We start from the raw sequence: 16,688 nt of genomic DNA on the forward strand, positions 1-16,688 counted from the left end.
TCTTTTTGCAGATTTAAAAATAGTAAAATCGGATTATTTTTATTTTTTATTAATCCTATAAAAAAAGTCGGGTTGACTTTTGTTCGAATTGTGCTAAAATTTTAAAATAACAAAAGCAAACTTATCAAGAGCGGTGGAGGGACTGGTCCGATGAAACCCGGCAACCTGCGTGTGAAGCGTAAGGTGCTACTTCCAGCAAAATGCCCTCATTTTGAGAGATAAGGAATAGCGGAGTTCCTCGTCTTTCTTTCAAATTTGGAAGAAAGATTTTAATTTTTAGGGGCAGAGGAGGAGCTAGAAGTGAAGACAGATGAACAGCTTGAAAAGGTGATCATCAAAATGAAAGACATGCTGAAAGACATGAATTACGGATCGATCACATTCGTTGTTCAGGACGGCAAAGTCATTCAAATCGAAAAAAATGAAAAAATAAGATTGAAATAGCTGACTAGACAAACTAGAGGCGGTTTTCACAGTTTTTTTCTGCTGGAAGCCGTTTTTTTGTTGGCGAAAAAAGGGGGAACCGAAAATTTTTACTTACAGCACATGGGAAGAACCAAATATCTCTTTTCAGGAAGATGACTCTTATAAAGGAGCGCTGTCCGTCTTGAAATGGGCGTACGGACATTACGGAAATCAGCTTGTATATGCGTGCAGCTTCGGAATTGAGGGAATCGTCCTGATCGATTTGATTTATAAGGTGAAAAAAGATGCGGTCATCGTTTTCCTTGATACGGGATTTCATTTTAAAGAAACGTATGAAACGATCGACGCTGTCAAAGAACGATATCCAGGCCTTCAGATTATCATGAAAACACCGGAGCTTACCGTCGAAGAGCAGGCGAAAGAATATGGGGACGAACTATGGAAGACCGCTCCGAATTCCTGCTGTGAAATGAGGAAGGTCATTCCTCTCCGCGAGACGCTTTCAGGCTACCCGGCGTGGCTGTCGGGCCTGCGCCGCGAGCAATCGCCCGGGCGGAGCAAAACGAATTTTTTGAACAAAGATGAAAAATTCAAGTCTATCAAAGTTTGTCCGCTCATTCATTGGACGTGGAAGGATATTTGGAGATATGTGACAAAGCACGATCTCCCGTATAATCCGCTTCATGATCAAGGCTACCCGAGCATCGGCTGCGCTCCGTGCACCTCTCCGGCCTTTACAATGGATGATCTTCGATCAGGCCGCTGGAACGGATCGGCTAAAACAGAATGCGGATTACACGAGTAAGGAGATGAGTCATGGAACTTGCCGCCATTTTATTTAGCATGTTTTTTGCGATGAATATCGGAGCGAGCGGTGCAGCTGCTTCAATGGGAATCGCCTATGGATCTGAAGCCGTCAAAAAGAAGTTTCACGCACTAATAATCTGTGCAGCAGGCGTTCTCTCGGGCGCCGTCATCGGCGGAGGAAACGTCGTGAAAACGATCAGCTCAGGCATCATTCCCGAACGGGTGATTTCGCTTGAAATCGTCTGCATTATTATCGGCTCGGCGGCACTGTCGCTCTTTATCGCAAATGTACTCGGCATCCCGCTTTCGACAAGTGAAGTGACGGTCGGATCTGTTGTCGGAGTAGGTGTTGCTTACCAAGTTTTATATGTGAAATCTTTGCTTGTCATCGTCTCATTTTGGGTCGTTGTACCAATCGTCGCTTTTACCTTTACATTTGCGATGGCAAACATCATGAAAAAAACGATCAAACGTCCAGCCTCGGGAAAGAAAGCAAAGGTTTTGGCGGTCATTCTGTTGATCACCGGGTTTTTTGAAGCCTTCTCAGCAGGCATGAACAATGTCGCAAATGCTGTCGGACCTCTGGTGGCGGCGCATGTTTTGACAGTCGGGGAAGGAACGCTCTACGGCGGACTGTTTGTCGCGCTGGGCGCCCTTTTACTGGGCAGGCGCGTTCTTGAAACAAACGGCAAAAAAATAACGAAATTTTCAAAAGGAGAGGGGATCATCCTTTCCGGAACAGGAGCCGGGCTTGTCATCATCAGTTCGATTTTCGGTTTGCCGGTTCCGCTTGCGCAAGTCACATCATCTTCTATTATAGGGATGGGAATGGCAAAAAACGGCGGCAATGTCTTTCATAAACAAGTGGTCAAAACGATGCTGAAAGTATGGGTCGTCTCGCCGTTCCTTTCATTAAGCTTGTCTTATATGCTGGTCAGCCTTTTATTAAAAGGAGACTATTATGCTCTCATCGTCGTCACAAGCGTCCTTCTGGCATCTGTCGGGACGATCAGCCTGATGAGAGCAGTCAAAAAAGAGCACAGCTCCGTCCATGAACAAGGCGGAGGAATTTAAACACAAAGTAGGGGGAAACAAGTTTATGAGTTTAGCACCACACGGCGGTGTATTGGTTAACCGCGTCAATGAAGCATACGATTTTCAACATATCGCACAGGAAATTGAACTGGATTTAATGGCTTTTTCAGATTTGGAGCTGATCGGAATCGGAGCGTACAGCCCGATCCAAGGCTTTATGACAGAGAAAGACTATCTGTCCGTTGTCGAAAATATGAGACTGTCAAGCGGCGAAGTATGGACGCTTCCGATCGCTCTGCCTGTTGACGAGCAAAAAGCTTCAAGCTTAAAAGCGGGGGACACCGTCCGCCTCACCTATAATGGGGAAACATACGGCGTCATCGAGATCGAAGACATCTATACGCCGGACAAGAAAACGGAAGCCGTCAATATCTATAAAACCGACGAACTCGAGCATCCGGGCGTCAAAAAATTGTTTGACCGCGGCAGCGTTTATGTGGGCGGGCCGATCACTCTCATTAAACGGAGTGTAAAGCAATTCCCGGCCCACACATTCGAACCTCTGGAAACAAGAAAAAAATTCGCAGAACTCGGCTGGAAAACGATCGTCGGATTCCAGACGAGAAATCCGGTTCACAGAGCGCACGAATACATTCAAAAAACGGCGCTCGAGACAGTAGACGGTCTTTTCCTCAATCCGCTCGTCGGGGAAACAAAATCAGACGATATTCCGGCTGATGTCCGCATGGAAAGCTATCAGGTGCTGCTTGACGGCTACTATCCGAAAGACCGCGTCTTTCTCGGCGTTTTTCCGGCGGCGATGCGCTATGCGGGGCCGAAGGAAGCAATCTTCCATGCGCTTGTCAGAAAGAACTACGGATGTACGCATTTTATCGTCGGAAGAGACCATGCCGGAGTCGGCGATTACTACGGCACATATGAAGCGCAGGAACTGTTCGATCAGTTCGCGCCGGAAGAGATCGGCATTACGCCGCTGAAATTCGAACACAGCTTCTACTGCAATGTCTGCGGTTCAATGGCTACGGCGAAAACGTGCCCTCACAGCAAAGAACATCATGTCATTTTGTCCGGTACAAAGGTGAGGGGCATGCTGAGAAACGGCGAGTTCCCGCCGAGCACATTCAGCCGTCCAGAAGTCATTCAAACATTAATCAAAGGCTTAACGGCCGGGGTTTCTTAAGGGGGAGCATCTCTTGGTAAATAAAGATATTGTCTGGCATGAAGCGTCCATTACAAAACGGGAATATCATGAGAAAAATAAACATAAAAGCTCGATCGTTTGGCTGACGGGCTTGAGCGGTTCAGGAAAATCAACAATTGCCAATGCCGCAGCGCGTGAGTTGTTTGAACAAGGCTACCAGGTCACGGTGCTCGACGGCGACAACGTCAGGCACGGACTGAACAAGGACCTCGGGTTTTCCGATGAAGACCGGAAGGAAAACATCCGCCGGATCGGCGAGGTCGCGAAGCTCTTTGTCGAACAGGGGACGATCGTCATTACGGCGTTCATTTCCCCTTTTAAAGAAGACCGCGGGCTTGTCAGACAGCTCGTCGAGGAAGATGAGTTTCATGAAGTCTATGTGAAATGCGATTTGGCGACGTGCGAGGAGCGCGACCCGAAAGGCTTGTATAAAAAAGCGAGAAACGGAGAAATTCCATTTTTCACGGGGATCGATTCGCCTTATGAAGAGCCTGAAACGCCTGAACTAGTCCTTGATACAGGCGCACATAACCGGGAAGAGTGCAAAAATCAGCTCGTCCAATACGTGAAAGATCAAACGAAATAAAATGCGGGTGAAATAGGAAAGTGCTGCACATGCACTTTCCTATTTCATAAAGAAAACGTTTGGTTTTTGTGATATTTTCAGGCACCAAACGCTTTCTTTATGATTTATAATGAATTGAAGAAGACGTTGATCAGATCGGGGGGAAATCTAAGATGGGGAAAGTATATATCGTTGGGGCAGGTCCTGGAGACCCCGATTTACTGACGATCAAAGCTTTAAAAGCCATCCAGACAGCCGATGTCATTTTGTATGACAGGCTTGTGAATAAACAGATTTTACAGCACGCCAAGGAGGGAGCGGATCTCATCTACTGCGGAAAGCTTCCGGACTACCACATGATGAAGCAGGAAACGATCAATCATTTTCTCGTCAAGTATGCGAAAAAAGGGAAAACCGTTGTCAGGCTGAAAGGCGGCGATCCTTTCGTATTCGGCAGAGGCGGCGAGGAAGCGCAAACCCTCGCTGAACACGGAGTTGCTTATGAAATCGTGCCGGGAATCACCTCGGGGATTGCCGCCGCTGCTTATGCGGGCATTCCGGTGACACACCGGGAAGCGAGTTCAAACGTCGCTTTCGTGACAGGACATTATCAAAAAGATGAACATTTTGAAGAGAAGTGGAAAGCGCTAGCCACAGGGATCGATACGCTTGTCATTTATATGGGGATTAAAAACGTGAAGCAAATTGAAAGGCTTCTGATCGAAAACGGCAGAGATCCGTCTACCCCTGCCGCTTTCATTCATTGGGGAACGACGGACAAACAAAAAACGGTGCTTTGCACGGTTGAAACGCTTGCAGGTACAGTCGAAAGCGAAAAAATTGAAAACCCGAGCCTGATTGTCATCGGGGATGTTGTTCAATTCAGCTCACAGTTAAGCTGGTTTGAACCCGAGCTGAAAGATCCGGCATTAAGCGAGGCGCTTTAATATGAAACAAGCGATTTTATATATCGGCCACGGGAGCCGTCTGAAAAGAGCTCAAACAGAGGCAGCCGCTTTTTTGGAGAGCTGCAAAGAAACCATGTCCGCCCCCATTCAGGAAATTTCTTTTTTGGAACTGGCGGCACCGGATATCGAAACCGGTTTTAAAGCGTGTGTGGAAAAGGGCGCGACGCATATCGCGGCTGTGCCGCTTCTCCTCTTGACAGCCGCGCATGCCAAAAGGGACATCCCTGAGGAGCTTGCCCGCGCTTCTTCGCAGTATCCTTCCGTCAGCGTCACTTACGGAAAGCCGATCGGCGTCGATCAGGAAGTCGTCAAAGCGGTTTTTACAAGGATCGAAGAAACGGGGACGCCATATGAACATGCAAGAGTCGTGGTGATCGGAAGGGGGAGCTCTGATCCGGATGTCAAACGGGATGTCAATGACATTTGCGAGCGGCTGAGAGACCTCGCGCCCGTTGACGAGGTCATTCCCTGCTTTATGACAGCCTGTGAACCGCACTATCTGGATGTGTTTAAACAGCTTAAAGAACGGGACGGAAAAACGACATTTATCGTACCGTATTTGCTGTTTACCGGTATGCTGATGAACGAGATTGAAAGGGAAACCGCCAAGCTGAAAGAAACCAATCCGGACGTCGTGCTGACGGATTACCTCGGCTTCCACCCTCATGTGAAAAATGCCTTTTTACACCGCGTTGAGGAAGCGGTTATCAACAAAGCCGGCCGCTTTGATTTTACAGGAGCATCAGATGCTGCCGCTTCACATTAACATCAAAGGCAAATCCGCAGTCATTGCAGGCGGAGGGGAGATCGCGGCGCGGCGTCTGAAAACGGTGCTGGCAGAAGGTGCGTCTGCAACCGTCATCAGCCCCGAAGCATCAGAAGAGATGCTCGGATTGATCAAAGAGCACGGCATCGAATGGAAGAAGAAAAAAGCGGAACCCGGCGATTTCAAGGATGCATTTCTGATCATTCTCGCGACCGATGATCACGAGGCGAACAAGCGGATCGCCGCATCAGCTGCTCCTGATCAGCTTGTCAATGTTGCGAGTGAAGCGGAGCTTGGAAATGTATATGTTCCGAAAATAATCAACAGAGGAAACATCACCATATCCGTCTCGACAAACGGAGCCAGCCCGCGTCACACGATCAAACTGGCCGGACAGATTGATGATTTGATCGATGATGAGCTTGTCCAAGAGATCGACGAGCTTCTCCGTAAAAGAAGAGGCCTGAACCAGTGAGGTTCAGGCCTTTTAGCATTATTTTTTCAGCTTGATGATCAGGTCTTCGTCAGGTGTTACAAAAACGGTTTGCTGGCTGTCGTAGGTGACAAAACCGGGCTTTGCGCCATTCGGCTTTTTGACATGGCGTATTTTTGTATAGTCGACAGGAACCGAAGCCGAGTTTTTCGCTTTGCTGTAATAGGCAGCGATCTGCGCTGCTTCAAGGATAGTTTGCTCGTCCGGATCGCTCGATTGGATGACGACGTGCGACCCCGGAATATCTTTCGTGTGAAGCCAGATGTGGTCGCGGGCGGCAAGTTTCATCGTCAAATATTCGTTCTGCTTGTTGTTTTTGCCGACGAGAATCGTTTCTCCTGCGCTGGATTCGTATGTTTCGAGCGTCGGCGCCTGTTTCTTCTGTTTTTTCTGGCCTCCTTGCTGTTTGGCCCGCAAATACTTTCCTTCGGCGAGCTCTTCGCGGATTTCGGTTATATCTTTCGGAGAAGCAGACGAAAGCTGCTGAATCAGCTGGTCGAAATAAGCGATTTCCTCTTCTGCTAATCTGATCTGCTCCTTCACGACTTCCACCGAATTTTTCGCTTTTTGATATTTTGTAAAATAGCTTTGCGCGTTTTCGGAAGGCGTTTTATTCGGATTGAGCGGAATCGTGATTTCTCCGCCGTTTTCATCATAGTAGTTGATGACTCTCGCCGCTTTGTCTCCTTTTTTCAGCTGGTACAGGTTCGCTGTCAACAGCTCCCCGTACAGCTGAAAATCCTTCGCGTGTTCGGACTGCTCAAGCGTTTTTTTCAGCTTTTTGATTTTGTTTTCGTTCTTTTTCTTTTCGTTTGCCGCGAAACGCTCTAAATCATGAGCCTGCTGTTTGACGCGGTCCCGCTCCGCTTTTCCGAAATAGTAGCGGTCAAGAAGTTCGCTCAGCGTATGAAAGGGTTTGTTATCGCCTTTTATATGGGTCAGCTCAAGAAGGTAAAAATATTCTTTTCCATCTTCTGTCGTGATAAGCTGGGGCTGAAAACGCCGGTTTTTGATTTCGCTGAACATCTTCGTCAAGACGTTTGGCAGTGTCGCCCTGTTGGCAAGGCCCGCGCGAAAGACGGCTTCTTTCGCAAACAGAGGCGAGACGCCGGAAAAGGTATCGACGATCTGCCTGTCCAGTTTGCCTTCCTGGAAATTCAAATGGCGGAGAATATCTTCAGTTTCCGCTTCTAGCGGTGACAATTTGTTCTGGGCGGGAGGAAGAATGTAATCGTATCCCGGAAGCACGGTGCGGTAGCTGTTCACCGAAGGTGACAGGTGCTTCAAACTGTCGATGATGACATCTTTTTCTCCGTCGGTTAACACGATGTTGCTGTGCCTTCCCATGATTTCAACCATCAGCTTTCTTGTCAGCGTGTCGCCGATTTCGTTCCGGCTCCTGATATGAAAGACCATCATTCTGTCCATGCCGACTTGCTCGACTCGGTCGATAAAGCCGCCTTCCAGATGCTTCCGGAGGAGCATGCAGAACATCGGAGGGGTGCTCGGGTTGTCATAGGTTTCGTTTGTCAGGTGAACCCGCGCATAACTCGGGTGGGCGGAGAGCAGCAATTTGCGGTTCTGCCCGTTCGCTCTGATATGAAACACCAGCTCGTGCTTAAACGGCTGGTGGATTTTTGCGATTCGTCCGCCTCGAATCGTTTCATTTAATTCTTCGATCATTCCGTATGTAAAAATGCCGTCAAAAGACATATGAAAAACTCCCTTTTCTCGTTAATCCTCTTCGTAAAGCGTCTATTCAATAATTATAGCATGATTTGGGACGAGTCTGAATAAATTGACTTATAGAGATGGATATATCAAGAGCAACCTTTAGGGCAGGAGGAGTGGACGATTCAATGAAATGGCACGAGATGGGACAAACCGAATTGTTAAACATAACAAAAACGTCCATCGGCAAAGGTTTAACAGAAAAAGAGGCCGAAAAGCGGCTGGAAAGACACGGAACAAACGAACTTCAGGAAGGGGAAAAAACATCGGCGATCGCACTGTTTTTTTCTCAATTCAAGGACTTCATGGTTCTTGTTTTGCTTGCGGCCACGTTGATCTCTGGTTTCCTCGGGGAGTATATTGACGCCATCGCGATCATTGCGATCATCTTTGTAAACGGCATTCTCGGCTTCTTTCAGGAGAGACGGGCGGAAAGATCGCTCGAGGCTTTGAAGGAACTGTCGGCTCCTCAAGTGGCTGTGCTCCGGGAGGGGGAATGGGTAAAGATCCCTTCCAAAGAGCTCGTTCCGGGAGATGTTGTCCGTTTTGCAAGCGGAGACAGAATCGGCGCCGATCTCAGGCTTGTCGAGACAAAGAGCCTTGAAATAGAAGAATCGGCTCTTACGGGTGAATCGCTTCCCGTGTCTAAACAGGCAGAAGCTTTTCAGGCGTCCGACGTATCGCTGGGCGATCTGAAGAATATGGCTTTCATGGGAACGTTGGTCACAAGGGGGAGCGGCACCGGCGTCGTTATCGGCACGGGAATGAACTCTGCGATGGGAAAAATCGCCGATATGCTCGAATCTGCCGGGAATACGGCGACCCCGCTGCAAAGAAGGCTTGAAGAGCTCGGCAAAATTTTGATTGTCGCCGCTTTGTTCCTGACGCTGCTTGTCGTTGCTGCCGGAGTCATCCAGGGGCATGACCTATACAGCATGTTTTTAGCGGGCGTTTCCCTTGCCGTCGCTGCCATACCTGAAGGGCTGCCGGCCATTGTCACGGTCGCTCTGTCTCTCGGCGTACAGCGGATGATCAGGCAAAAGTCGATCGTCAGAAAGCTCCCCGCGGTTGAGACGCTCGGCTGCGCGTCCATAATTTGCTCCGATAAAACCGGGACGATGACGCAGAACAAAATGACGGTCACCCATGTCTGGTCGGGCGGGAAAACGTGGAACGTGTCAGGGATCGGCTACGAACCCGAAGGCTCCTTCACCATGAACGGGCGCGACGTGCAAGCCAGGCATCATAAACCGCTCCAACAGGTCCTTCTGTTCGGCGCATTATGCAATTCATCTTCTATTATCGAAAAAGACGGGGAGTTTCGTCTTGACGGCGATCCCACCGAAGGCGCTTTGCTGACGGCAGCTCGAAAAGCGGGTTTTACGGACAGATATGTTGACGAACATTTTAAAATCATCGAGGAGTTTCCGTTTGATTCGACGCGGAAAATGATGTCTGTCATTGCGGAAGATAAGAGCGGCAAGCGCTTTGTCATCACAAAGGGCGCGCCTGATGTATTGATGAAGCGTTCGTCGCATACGCTGACAGACGAAAAGCGCGAAATCTTCACAAAGGCAAGGCTCGCCGAAACAAGCGCGGCGCTGGAAACACTTGCGTCCCAAGCGCTGAGGACGATTGCTGTCGCGTATAAACCAATCAAAGAAACAGAAAATCTCTCGCTCGAAAAAGCGGAGTCAGGCTTAACTTTCATCGGACTGTTAGGGATGATCGATCCGCCGCGGCCCGAAGTGAAAACAGCGATTAAAGAGTGCCGGGAAGCGGGGATCAAAACAGTGATGATCACCGGCGATCATGTAATAACGGCAACAGCCATCGCAAAAGATCTCGGGTTATTGCCGCCGCGCGGAAAGGTCATGGACGGCCAGATGCTGAACGAGCTCTCGCAGGAAGAATTGGCGGAAATTGTTGACGATGTTTACGTGTTTGCAAGGGTGTCGCCTGAACATAAGCTGAAGATCGTGACCGCCTACCAGGAAAACGGCCACATCGTCGCCATGACTGGAGACGGAGTCAACGATGCCCCTGCGATTAAACAGGCGGATATCGGCATTTCGATGGGAATTACGGGAACGGATGTCGCCAAGGAGGCATCATCGCTCATTCTTGTCGATGATAATTTTGCGACGATTAAATCGGCCATCAAGGAAGGACGCAATATCTATGAAAATATTAGAAAGTTCATCAGATATTTGCTCGCATCCAATGTCGGCGAAATTTTGGTCATGCTGTTTGCGATGCTGCTCGCTCTGCCGCTGCCGCTTGTTCCGATACAGATTCTATGGGTCAACCTTGTGACGGACGGCCTGCCTGCCATGGCGCTCGGCATGGATCAGCCTGAAGACGATGTGATGCAGAGGAAGCCGCGAAGTCCGAAAGAAGGCGTGTTTGCAAGGGGGCTCGGCTGGAAGGTCGTATCGCGCGGCTTTTTAATCGGAATTGCCACACTCGGGGCGTTTATGTTCATTTACAATCGCAACCCGGAAGCGCTTGAGTATGCTCAGACGGTCGCTTTTGCAACGCTCGTCCTTGCACAGCTGATCCATGTGTTCGACTGCCGGAGCGAGCGGTCTATCTTTGACCGCAATCCGTTTGAAAACATTTATTTGCTCGGCGCAGTATTGTCTTCGATTCTTTTAATGCTTGTCGTTATTTATTATCCGCCGCTGCAGCCGATTTTCCATACGGTTCCGATTTTAATGGCAGACTGGCTCCTGATTGTCGGAATGTCGGCGATTCCAACTTTTTTATTGGCCGGGTCACTTTTGACAAGAAAAAAATAGGCTTGTATGATATAATCTTAAAGGTAATAGAGGTTTCTATTGCCTTTTCATCTTGCGTAAATTTAAATCAAAGAAGTCTTTTTCACTTATACGGAATTGGGTGTGTTTTATGATACGGAGTATGACCGGTTTCGGCAGCGCGAGCAAAACGAAGGATGGGCTGACAGCAGCTGTTGAGCTGAAATCTGTCAACTATCGGTTTAAAGAAGTAAACGCACGCATGCCAAGACCTTTGCTCTATTTAGAAGACAAAATAAAGCAAACGATTTTTAAACATATACAAAGGGGGCGGCTGGAGCTGTTCGTGTCCGTTGACGACGAGGCTCTGGTCACCCGGAAAATCCAGGTTGACTGGCCGCTGCTTGAAGAGTACCAGAAAGCCGCGCGCGAAATGAAAGAGCGCTGCCGGCTTTCAGGAGAGATCACGCTTCAAGACGCCTTTCAGTTTGACCATGTCATCCAAGTTGAAGAAGAGACGATCCAAAACGACAAGCTTGAAGAAGTCCTTCTTGAAGCGGTCGAGGCTGCCGTTCTTGAATTATGCAGCATGCGCGAAGCAGAAGGGCTGAGGCTGAAGGATGACTGCCTTCAGCATATTGAAAGGCTTGAAAAGCTGACAGACGACATTGCAGAGCTTGCTCCCAAGGTCGTCGGCCACTATCGGGAACGCCTTGAGGCGCGCCTTGAAGAATGGTCAACAGACGGTCTCGATGAAAGCCGTCTGCTGACGGAAGTCGCACTGTTTGCAGACCGATCGGATATCACGGAAGAAGTGACGAGGCTGAAAAGCCATTTCAGCCAGTTCCGCGATATTTGCGAAGCGGGCGGGGCCGCGGGGAGAAAGCTCGACTTCCTCGTCCAGGAGCTGAACCGTGAAGCGAACACGATCGGTTCAAAAGCGAATGATCACCAGATCACAAAACATGTGGTCGAAATGAAAAGCTCTATTGAAAAAATAAAAGAACAAGTGCAAAATATAGAATAGCGATTGTGCGTATTGTTTACGGATGTTCTCTGCAGGTTAAACTAGAGACGTCCAAGTACAGGGGGAACGTATAGGATGACGATTAAACTGATTAATATCGGCTTTGGTAATATCATATCCGCGAATCGGCTGATCTCGATTGTGAGTCCGGAGTCCGCGCCTATTAAGCGGATGATCCAGGATGCCAGAGACCGCGGCATGCTTATAGATGCTACATATGGAAGAAGAACCCGTGCGGTTGTCATTATGGACAGTGACCATATCATCTTATCTGCCGTCCAGCCTGAGACAGTAGCACAAAGGCTTTCCGTTAAAGAAGAAATTATGGATGAAGGGCAGGGATAAGAGCTTTATGAAAGAAAGAGGTTTATTAATCGTTCTCTCCGGCCCTTCCGGCGTCGGAAAAGGAACAGTCAGGCAGGCGCTGTTTGCTCAGGAGGACACAAAATTTGAATATTCGATTTCGGTGACGACAAGAAAACCGCGGCAAGGCGAAAGAGACGGCGTCGACTACTTTTTTAAGACGCGCGAAGAGTTCGAAGAGATGATCAAGAACAACAAGCTGCTCGAATGGGCCGAATATGTCGGCAACTATTACGGAACACCCGTTGACTACGTCGAACAGACCCTTGAAAGCGGCAGGGACGTTTTTCTCGAAATTGAAGTCCAAGGTGCGCTGCAAGTCAGAAAGGCATTTCCTGAAGGCCTGTTTATCTTTTTGGCGCCTCCGAGTCTCGCCGAATTGAAAAACCGGATTGTCACAAGAGGGACAGAAACAGAAGCCCTGATCGAAAACCGGATGAAAGCGGCGAAGGAAGAAATCGAACTGATGGACGCCTACGATTATGTTGTCGAAAATGACAGCATTGAGCTTGCGTGCGAAAGAATCAAAGCAATCGTTCTCGCCGAACATTTACGGCGCGACCGCGTTGCTCCAAGATATAAGAAAATGCTGGAGGTTGAATAATTATGCTAGATCCGTCAATTGACTCTTTAATGAATAAACTGGATTCAAAATACACGCTCGTTACCGTATCGGCCCGACGCGCGCGCGAAATGCAGATCAACAAAGACGCGCAGATCGAAAATCCGAAGTCGCATAAATTTGTAGGCAAAGCGCTGGAAGAAATTGATGCCGGACTGCTTACATTCGAAAAGGAAAATCGCTAATAGCCTTAAAAATAGCAACCTATACACTAGGTTGTTATTTTTTTCAGGGCCGGCGAACAGAACATAAGGGGGAGAAAAAACGATGCTGAAAAATCGCAACATCCTGCTGGGAGTAAGCGGAGGAATCGCAGTATACAAAGCGGCCGCCTTGACGAGCAAGCTCGTACAGGCAGGAGCCAATGTGAAAGTCATCATGACAAAATCCGCCTGTGAATTTGTGTCTCCGCTCACCTTTCAAGCGCTTTCGCGCAATGAAGTATATACCAACACGTTTGAAGAACCGAATCCCCGTGTCATCGCCCATATCGATGCCGCGGATTGGGCTGATCTTGTGATCGTTGCTCCGGCAACGGCCAATGTGATCGGAAAACTCGCTTCAGGCATTGCCGATGACATGCTGACGACGACGCTTTTAGCGACGACTGCGCCGGTTTGGATCGCTCCGGCCATGAACGTCCATATGTACGACCACCCGGCCGTTCAGCGGAACATTAGCGTTCTTTACAAAGACGGCTGCCGGTTTATCGAGCCGAGTGAAGGCTACCTTGCGTGCGGCTATATCGGCAAAGGCAGACTTGAAGAGCCCGAACGGATCGTCCAGTTGGCCGAGTCGTATTTTTCAAACGAAAACAGCGGTTTGCTTGAAGGAAAGCGTGTCTTAATTACAGCGGGCCCGACAAGAGAACAAATCGATCCCGTCCGCTTTTTCTCCAACCGTTCGACAGGGAAAATGGGCTATGCTTTCGCTGAGGAAGCGGCGAAAATGGGAGCGCGCGTAACGCTGATTGCCGGCCCGACATCGCTTGATGATCCCGCAGGAGTTGACGTTATTCATGTTCAGTCTGCAGAAGATATGTATCAAGCGGCTTTATCTGTTTTCGATGAGAGCGACATCGTCATCAAAACGGCAGCTGTCGCTGATTACAGGCCAAAGCATATTTACGATCAAAAAATGAAGAAAAAGGACGGCGGTCTCGTCATTGAGCTTGAGCGGACGAAGGATATTTTAAAAGCGCTGGGAGAACGGAAAACAAAGCAAGTCTTGGTCGGCTTTGCAGCTGAAACGCAGCACGTCGAAGACTATGCCAAACAAAAGCTGGAGAAAAAAAATCTCGATCTGATTGTCGCCAACAATATCACGGCCGAAGGGGCCGGTTTTGGAACGGAAACCAACATCGTGACGGTGTTTCACCGAGACGGCAAAAAGACGGCGCACCCTCTGATGTCAAAACGGGAGGTTGCCGCCGAAGTCTTGAAGGAAGCCGCTGAGCTTGCCGGCCGGAGCGGAACGTCCTCATGAATTTCGCTGAAGTGATCGTCGATGTTACAACCAAAAATATCGACAGACCGTTTGACTACCGCATTCCCGACAAATTCAAAGGGATGATTAAAAAAGGGATGCGCGTGATTGTTCCGTTCGGCGCCCGCAAAATCCAGGGATTTGTCACCGGCGTGAAAGAATCGTCTGAGCTCGCCGGCCGTTCGGTTAAGGATATCGAGGATATCCTTGATCTGACGCCCGTTTTGACGGAGGAGCTGCTTGAGCTGTCAGATTGGCTGACAGAAAAAACACTTTCTTTTAAAATTACGGCTCTTCAGGCGATGCTCCCCGCGGCTATGAAAGCAAAATACGGCAAAGAAATCAAGGTGATCGGTGATAAGCCGCTTCCCGAACCGCTTAAAACCCTGTTCTTGCAAAAAGAAACACTTTCTTATTCCGATATAGATGACCATGGGACATTAAAGCTGATTCAGCGCCAGGTTCAAGAGGGCAACCTTGAAGTGGCCTATAAAGTAAAGCAGAAAACAAACAAAAAAACGCGGAGAATGATCGCTCCCCTTTGTGCGAAAGAACATTTAAAAGAAGCGCTTGACAGCCTCTCCCCGCAAGCTGTCAAACAAAAAGCGGTCCTTCAGTTTTTCATCGACCGCAAAGAATCCGGTGCTGTTCCGGCAAAAGAGCTGATCGGCAAAACGGGAGGCTCTTCCGCGTCCGTAAAAGCGCTGATCGACAAGGGGCTGTTAAAGGAAAGCGAAGAGGAGGTTTACAGGGATCCTTATCAGGACAGAATGTTCAAAAAAACCGAACCGCTTCCGCTGACTGAAGAGCAGGCGCAGGCCTATGAGGCGATAGCAGAGGCGATCGAAGACAAGCGGCACGATGTGTTTCTTCTTCACGGAGTGACTGGAAGCGGAAAAACGGAAGTCTATCTGCAATCGATCGAAAAGGTGCTGGAAGCCGGCAAAGAAGCGATCGTTCTCGTTCCGGAAATTTCGCTGACGCCGCAGATGGTCAACCGCTTTAAAGGCCGCTTTGGCTCACAGGTAGCCGTCCTGCACAGCGGGCTTTCAACAGGAGAAAAATATGATGAATGGCGGAAAATCCACCGCAAAGAAGTCCGGCTTGTCGTCGGGGCGCGCTCGGCGATTTTCGCGCCGTTTGAAAATCTCGGCATGATTATTATCGATGAAGAGCACGAAACATCGTACAAGCAGGAAGAGATGCCGAGATACCATGCGAAAGAAGCGGCGATTCAAAGGGCCGAATACCACCGCTGTCCTGTCGTCCTCGGCAGTGCGACGCCGACGCTCGAATCGTTCGCAAGGGCGAAAAAAGGCGTGTACAAGCTTCTTTCCCTCAAGCACCGCGTCAATCACCAAGTCATGCCTGACGTGTCTCTCGTCGATATGAGGGAGGAACTGCGCAGCGGAAACCGCTCGATGTTTTCCAAAGACTTAATGGCCGGACTTGAGGAAACCCTTGAAAAAGGAGAGCAGGCCGTTCTGTTTTTAAACAAAAGGGGATATTCCTCATTTGTCATGTGCAGGGACTGCGGATATGTCATCCAGTGCCCTCATTGCGAAATCTCGTTGACGTACCACAGGTATGGACAGCGTCTGAAGTGCCATTACTGCGGCTATGAAACCGGCATGCCGTCAAGCTGCCCCGAATGCGGAAGCGAGCATATCCGCTACTTTGGCACAGGCACACAGCGGGTCGAAGAAGAATTGACGAAGGTACTGCCGGCTGCAAGGGTGATCCGCATGGACGTCGATACAACCTCGAGAAAAGGAGCGCATGAAAAGCTGCTCACATCCTTTGGCAAAGGTGAAGCCGATATTCTGCTCGGAACACAGATGATCGCCAAAGGGCTCGATTTTGAAAACGTCACGCTCGTCGGTGTTTTGAGCGCGGATACGATGCTGCACATCCCCGATTTCAGAGCCGCTGAAAAAACGTTCCAGCTGATGACACAGGTGAGCGGAAGAGCGGGGCGCCACGAAAAGCCGGGCAAGGTGATCATTCAGACGTACACCCCGTCCCATTACAGCATTCAGCTCACGAAAACGCACGATTATGAAACGTTCTTCCGGCAGGAGATGCTGCACAGAAGGGAACAGGCCTATCCTCCCTATTATTATTTGGCGCTCGTCAGCGTATCGCACGAAGAAGTGACGAAGGCGGCGCTCGTGACTGAAAAAATCGCCAACTATTTAAAAAAGAACATTTCAAGCGAGGCGAAGATTCTCGGCCCAGTCGCATCGCCGATCGCCAGGATCAAAGATAGATATCGCTATCAATGCGTGATAAAATACAAACAGGAAAACCAGCTTACATCGTTGCTTAAAAACATTATGGATCATTACAAACGAGATATTGAACAAAAGCAATTGATGATTTCGATCGACATGAATCCATATATGATGATGTAAAAATA

The 16,688-nt window shown here is 49.0% G+C and carries 16 protein-coding genes and 1 riboswitch; of the genes, 15 read left to right on the forward strand and 1 reads right to left on the reverse strand.

Annotation, left to right across the window (positions count from 1 at the left end; all coding sequences use genetic code 11):
* The first annotated feature begins 118 nt into the window (after positions 1-118).
* A riboswitch (SAM riboswitch) is annotated at positions 119-225 on the forward strand.
* Positions 226-327: 102 nt separating this feature from the next.
* From MKZ04_RS03905 to MKZ04_RS03940, 8 genes are all read left to right on the forward strand, one after another.
* The gene (locus tag MKZ04_RS03905; protein ID WP_369878884.1) at positions 328-444 is read left to right on the forward strand and encodes a YezD family protein; all 117 of its coding nucleotides are present in this window, start codon (positions 328-330) and stop codon (positions 442-444) included.
* 85 nt (positions 445-529) lie between these two features.
* The gene (locus MKZ04_RS03910; protein ID WP_023857233.1) at positions 530-1,231 is read left to right on the forward strand and encodes a phosphoadenylyl-sulfate reductase; all 702 of its coding nucleotides are present in this window, start codon (positions 530-532) and stop codon (positions 1,229-1,231) included.
* A gap of 11 nt (positions 1,232-1,242) precedes the next feature.
* Positions 1,243-2,307: an inorganic phosphate transporter gene (locus MKZ04_RS03915; protein ID WP_020451335.1), complete on the forward strand. Its 1,065-nt coding sequence runs from the start codon at positions 1,243-1,245 to the stop codon at positions 2,305-2,307.
* A gap of 25 nt (positions 2,308-2,332) precedes the next feature.
* On the forward strand, positions 2,333-3,469 hold the full coding sequence (gene sat, locus MKZ04_RS03920; protein ID WP_020451336.1) for a sulfate adenylyltransferase: 1,137 nt from the start codon (positions 2,333-2,335) through the stop codon (positions 3,467-3,469).
* Positions 3,470-3,482: 13 nt separating this feature from the next.
* The gene (cysC, locus tag MKZ04_RS03925) at positions 3,483-4,076 is read left to right on the forward strand and encodes an adenylyl-sulfate kinase (RefSeq protein WP_020451337.1); all 594 of its coding nucleotides are present in this window, start codon (positions 3,483-3,485) and stop codon (positions 4,074-4,076) included.
* 152 nt (positions 4,077-4,228) lie between these two features.
* Positions 4,229-5,002, forward strand: a complete 774-nt coding sequence (gene cobA, locus MKZ04_RS03930; protein WP_095290449.1) for a uroporphyrinogen-III C-methyltransferase — start codon at positions 4,229-4,231, stop codon at positions 5,000-5,002.
* A 1-nt stretch (position 5,003) separates the two neighbouring features.
* Positions 5,004-5,789, forward strand: a complete 786-nt coding sequence (locus tag MKZ04_RS03935; RefSeq protein WP_026579745.1) for a sirohydrochlorin chelatase — start codon at positions 5,004-5,006, stop codon at positions 5,787-5,789.
* On the forward strand, positions 5,770-6,264 hold the full coding sequence (locus MKZ04_RS03940; protein ID WP_145654235.1) for a precorrin-2 dehydrogenase/sirohydrochlorin ferrochelatase family protein: 495 nt from the start codon (positions 5,770-5,772) through the stop codon (positions 6,262-6,264). Before MKZ04_RS03935 ends, MKZ04_RS03940 begins: the two co-directional genes overlap by 20 nt.
* Before the next feature lie 18 nt (positions 6,265-6,282).
* Here MKZ04_RS03940 and MKZ04_RS03945 read toward each other — a convergent pair whose 3' ends face one another.
* Positions 6,283-7,995: an Rqc2 family fibronectin-binding protein gene (locus MKZ04_RS03945; protein WP_105980929.1), complete on the reverse strand. Its 1,713-nt coding sequence runs from the start codon at positions 7,993-7,995 to the stop codon at positions 6,283-6,285.
* Between the two features lie 146 nt (positions 7,996-8,141).
* Here MKZ04_RS03945 and MKZ04_RS03950 point away from each other — a divergent pair, with 146 nt between their 5' ends.
* The 7 genes from MKZ04_RS03950 (at position 8,142) to priA (ending at position 16,683) form a co-directional block, all read left to right on the forward strand.
* Positions 8,142-10,814, forward strand: a complete 2,673-nt coding sequence (locus MKZ04_RS03950; RefSeq protein ID WP_035338801.1) for a calcium-translocating P-type ATPase, SERCA-type — start codon at positions 8,142-8,144, stop codon at positions 10,812-10,814.
* A gap of 109 nt (positions 10,815-10,923) precedes the next feature.
* Entirely contained in the window at positions 10,924-11,799 is an 876-nt protein-coding gene (locus MKZ04_RS03955; protein WP_035338800.1) for a YicC/YloC family endoribonuclease, read from the forward strand.
* A 75-nt stretch (positions 11,800-11,874) separates the two neighbouring features.
* Entirely contained in the window at positions 11,875-12,144 is a 270-nt protein-coding gene (gene remA, locus MKZ04_RS03960; RefSeq protein WP_003181657.1) for an extracellular matrix/biofilm regulator RemA, read from the forward strand.
* Between the two features lie 7 nt (positions 12,145-12,151).
* Positions 12,152-12,766 carry a guanylate kinase gene (gmk, locus tag MKZ04_RS03965; RefSeq protein WP_023857228.1) on the forward strand — a complete coding sequence of 205 codons (615 nt, stop codon included), beginning with the start codon at positions 12,152-12,154 and terminating at the stop codon, positions 12,764-12,766.
* A 2-nt stretch (positions 12,767-12,768) separates the two neighbouring features.
* Positions 12,769-12,969 carry a DNA-directed RNA polymerase subunit omega gene (gene rpoZ / locus MKZ04_RS03970; RefSeq protein WP_020451344.1) on the forward strand — a complete coding sequence of 67 codons (201 nt, stop codon included), beginning with the start codon at positions 12,769-12,771 and terminating at the stop codon, positions 12,967-12,969.
* Between the two features lie 82 nt (positions 12,970-13,051).
* Complete coding sequence (gene coaBC / locus MKZ04_RS03975; protein WP_023857227.1) at positions 13,052-14,269, forward strand: bifunctional phosphopantothenoylcysteine decarboxylase/phosphopantothenate--cysteine ligase CoaBC; 1,218 nt, start codon at positions 13,052-13,054, stop codon at positions 14,267-14,269.
* A complete protein-coding gene (priA, locus tag MKZ04_RS03980; protein WP_020451346.1) occupies positions 14,266-16,683 on the forward strand; it encodes a primosomal protein N' in 2,418 nt (805 codons plus the stop codon). The genes coaBC and priA overlap by 4 nt, the downstream gene beginning before the upstream one ends.
* Positions 16,684-16,688: the final 5 nt, after the last annotated feature.

This window comes from Bacillus sp. FSL W7-1354 (assembly GCF_038002405.1).
GTDB classification, from domain to species: domain Bacteria; phylum Bacillota; class Bacilli; order Bacillales; family Bacillaceae; genus Bacillus; species Bacillus paralicheniformis.

Excerpts from the sequence above, each read along its gene's own strand:
- MKZ04_RS03940 (WP_145654235.1), top strand. The coding sequence starts at position 5,770 with ATGCTGCCGCTTCACATTAACATCAAAGGCAAATCCGCAGTCATTGCA.
- coaBC (WP_023857227.1), top strand. The coding sequence starts at position 13,052 with ATGCTGAAAAATCGCAACATCCTGCTGGGAGTAAGCGGAGGAATCGCA.
- sat (WP_020451336.1), top strand. The coding sequence starts at position 2,333 with ATGAGTTTAGCACCACACGGCGGTGTATTGGTTAACCGCGTCAATGAA.
- MKZ04_RS03935 (WP_026579745.1), top strand. The coding sequence starts at position 5,004 with ATGAAACAAGCGATTTTATATATCGGCCACGGGAGCCGTCTGAAAAGA.
- gmk (WP_023857228.1), top strand. The coding sequence starts at position 12,152 with ATGAAAGAAAGAGGTTTATTAATCGTTCTCTCCGGCCCTTCCGGCGTC.
- remA (WP_003181657.1), top strand. The coding sequence starts at position 11,875 with ATGACGATTAAACTGATTAATATCGGCTTTGGTAATATCATATCCGCG.
- MKZ04_RS03950 (WP_035338801.1), top strand. The coding sequence starts at position 8,142 with ATGAAATGGCACGAGATGGGACAAACCGAATTGTTAAACATAACAAAA.
- cobA (WP_095290449.1), top strand. The coding sequence starts at position 4,229 with ATGGGGAAAGTATATATCGTTGGGGCAGGTCCTGGAGACCCCGATTTA.
- priA (WP_020451346.1), top strand. The coding sequence starts at position 14,266 with ATGAATTTCGCTGAAGTGATCGTCGATGTTACAACCAAAAATATCGAC.
- MKZ04_RS03945 (WP_105980929.1), bottom strand. The coding sequence starts at position 7,995 with ATGTCTTTTGACGGCATTTTTACATACGGAATGATCGAAGAATTAAAT.
- rpoZ (WP_020451344.1), top strand. The coding sequence starts at position 12,769 with ATGCTAGATCCGTCAATTGACTCTTTAATGAATAAACTGGATTCAAAA.
- MKZ04_RS03955 (WP_035338800.1), top strand. The coding sequence starts at position 10,924 with ATGATACGGAGTATGACCGGTTTCGGCAGCGCGAGCAAAACGAAGGAT.
- MKZ04_RS03915 (WP_020451335.1), top strand. The coding sequence starts at position 1,243 with ATGGAACTTGCCGCCATTTTATTTAGCATGTTTTTTGCGATGAATATC.